The 3,103-nt window shown below is 40.7% G+C and carries 3 protein-coding genes; all 3 read left to right on the forward strand.

The features are described from left to right. Positions 1–1,286, forward strand: a 1,286-nt coding sequence (locus BLR65_RS31255) for a hemagglutinin repeat-containing protein (RefSeq protein ID WP_245693110.1), incomplete at its 5' end; no start/stop codon positions are given. A 131-nt stretch (positions 1,287–1,417) separates the two neighbouring features. Then, positions 1,418–2,419, forward strand: a complete 1,002-nt coding sequence (locus BLR65_RS31260; protein WP_245693111.1) for a DUF637 domain-containing protein — start codon at positions 1,418–1,420, stop codon at positions 2,417–2,419. Between the two features lie 12 nt (positions 2,420–2,431). Further along, positions 2,432–2,836, forward strand: coding sequence for a hypothetical protein (locus BLR65_RS28695; RefSeq protein WP_093798245.1), 405 nt, complete (start codon positions 2,432–2,434; stop codon positions 2,834–2,836). Positions 2,837–3,103 lie beyond the last annotated feature (267 nt).

Below are 3,103 nucleotides of genomic sequence, written 5' to 3' on the forward strand. Positions count from 1 at the left end.
TTACGATCGGCACGCAGTCGACCAAAACGACCCTGAACGAACAAGTCAAAGACGAAATCGGCAGCACGGTCGGCTCCATTGCCGGTAACGTCACCATCACCGCCGGCAACAACGTTAAAAATGAAGGCACAACAGTTGTCAGCGGCAAGGACACCAACATCACCGGTAAGAACGTGAGTATTGATAACACCATCAATACCTACGACAGCCAATACAAGTATGAATTCAAGCAAAACGGGTTGAGTGTATCGTTAGGCGGCGGTGTGGTTGATACTGGAACCGACTTAGTAGGGAGTCTGAACCGGGCAGGGGAGGTACAGGATAATCGCCTCAAAGCCCTCTATATCAATAAGGCAAAAGATGATCTAAAGGCTATCGGCAAAGACTTCAAACAAGACCCAAATGGTGGCGTATCCATTAATATCGGTATTGGTAGTACTAAGATAACTTCAGAGCAGAATACCCATATAGAAACCGTCAACATGTCCAACGTGACGGCAGGCGGCGATGTAACTATCAAGGCCACCGCAGGTGATGTTAATCTCAAGGCGACCAACATTAACGCTACCAATGTAACAGTAGGGGCACAACAAAACATCAACATCGAATCGGCTCAAAATAAACAGCAAACGCGTACCAATACGAAGTCTTCCTCATCATCAATCGGCGCTTCCTTCGGGCTGTCCGGTTCCTTCGGCGGATTCACCGGCGGCACCGGTTCCAACAAGGGCAAAGAAAATGAAGACATAAATACCCATACAGAAAGCGTAATCAACGCCGGCGGCACTACAACCTTGAAATCCGGCAACGATACCAACATTATCGGTTCCCAAGTCAAAGGCGAAAAAGTAGTGACTGACGTTGGTGGTAACCTTAACATCGCCAGTAAGCAGGATACCGATAACTACACCGCGAACAGCAAAAGCAGCGGCATTAGCTTTATAACTGGTGATAAAAACGGCAAAGACGGCAGGCCGGGCACTGACAAAAAGAAACTTTCGGATAATGGGGTAATAGGTTCCAATAATAAAGCAAAAACCAATTCCACCTATAGCAGCGTAATTGAGCAGGCAGGCATTTACGCCGGCAAAGACGGCTTCGATATTCAGGTCGGAAAAAACACTGATCTGAAGGGATCGGTTATCTCAAGTGAGGCTACGCCGGATAAGAATAAGATTAGTACCGATACGCTGACTTACTCGGATATTCAAAATAAGGCGGATTACAGCGCGAGCAGCGTTGGGGTCAACTATGATAGTAGGAAATATAGTCCTTCGGATACTTAAAACTATAAAAATCAAGGACTTACACCTAACATTGGCGTAACTGCGACTGGAAACGCTGATAGTACTACAAATCCGCTATCGCTAATGGTACTATTGATATTCGCAGTAATCCAAAACAGGATATTTCTAATTTGAGTCGCGATACTACTAATTCAGTAAATGTTTTAGGAAAAATATTTGATAAGAAAACCGTTCAAGAACAACAAGAATTAGCTAAAGTATTTGGCGAAGAGGCATTTAAAGCGGTTGGAGATTTAGGATTAGAAGAGAATGATCCTAAAAAGGTTGCTCTTAAAGCTGTTGTCGGCGGTATAATGTCTCAATTCGCTGGTGGAAGTTTTGCATCTGGAGCAACAAGTGCAGGATTTACTCAAATAATCCAAAATCAATTAGCTAATATTAAAGACCCAGCAACGTTACAATGGGTTAGTGGTATAATTGGCGCTGTTGCATCTAAGTTGGTTGGTGGTAATGGGCTTACTGGTGGTAGTATATCAATTAGTGATGAAAGAAATAACTTCCTTTCCCATTGGCAGAAGCAACAACGTCAACAAGCAATGGATGTTGGAGACACGAAAACAGTAGCTTATTGGGACCTTATAGATGCGGCTCAAGATCAAATCTGCAATGATATGGGGATTAACCCTAATTCAATTGATTGGGAAAATCCAGATAATGCTGGTTTATTGCAAACAGTATCAATACAGGCGCAAAATTTAGCAGCAGACCCAGATTTTCAAAATTCATGGTTAGTAAAAAAACCGAGTTTTGATTCTTCAATTCTTTCAAAAGCTGTTCTTGCAACAGCAGTAATCGTAGGGGGATATGTAATATGCTCAATAAATGGTAATTGGGTAAGAATTGCAAGTGCATCCTCAATTGGAGTAGACCCTAATAAACTTAATCACATATTTGGTAAAGCTGAACATAATCTTGGACCATTTTTAGCTAAATACTGGGGAAATCAGGTGAGTGCTTACGTTGCAATTCAAAAAGCTGCACAGGAACAAATCATTGCAAAAGGTATAACAGGCGTATTTGAAGAGACTGTCAATGTAGGTGGAGAATTAATAACTGTTAGAGGAAATGTAGTTGATGGAGTGGTTAAAGTAGGTACTGCATTTATTCCTTAAAGGAGAATTTATATGGAAATAACGGAAAATTTTATTAAGATGGAAAAAGAGGTAGTGATGAAGCTTTTAGATGGTCAAGATGATAGATTAGCGATTCTTCGAGATCAATACTTAAATGCTTCTATAAAGAGTCGTGAATTTTCGGGTACTGGTTTTTTTACATCGTTTGTTGTGCCAAGTAATGTGCTTAGATTGGAATCCCCTAAATCCTTTCAATTAGGAGATGTTATAGCACAGGTAATAGGAGTTAAAGATGGTGTAGGATTTGTGTTTTTTATTAAAAATGGTACTATTGATTTATTGGAGGGGTACGTATACGGTGACGAGAAATGGCCACATGAAATAAAAGAGTATAAAGTGTCATATATTTCAGGCGTAGAGCGAGATATGGAAAAGATACGTACGAAGTGGGAATAGTCTAAATGAAAGAGAGGCTAATGGACAATAAATCCGTTAGCCTCTCTTTCATCTCAGTGCGTTCTAGCCATATTAAATTGTTATGTAAATATTTTCCTATAGGTAATAATTAAAAAATCACTCAGAATGATTTTGATTCATTCCCTCCACAAAACGGACAACTCCCCCCATAGCCATTAATGAGTCAGGGGACGGTTATTGTGAAAACAACAGAGTCCCCGAAGCTAAAAAAAAGGTATAACAAAATAGGCCTACAGTCTTAGGCAA

Source organism: Sporomusa acidovorans, assembly GCF_900101845.1.
GTDB classification, from domain to species: domain Bacteria; phylum Bacillota; class Negativicutes; order Sporomusales; family Sporomusaceae; genus Sporomusa; species Sporomusa acidovorans.

Coding starts and splice junctions, on each gene's coding strand:
- BLR65_RS28695 (WP_093798245.1), top strand. CDS start 2,432: ATGGAAATAACGGAAAATTTTATTAAGATGGAAAAAGAGGTAGTGATG.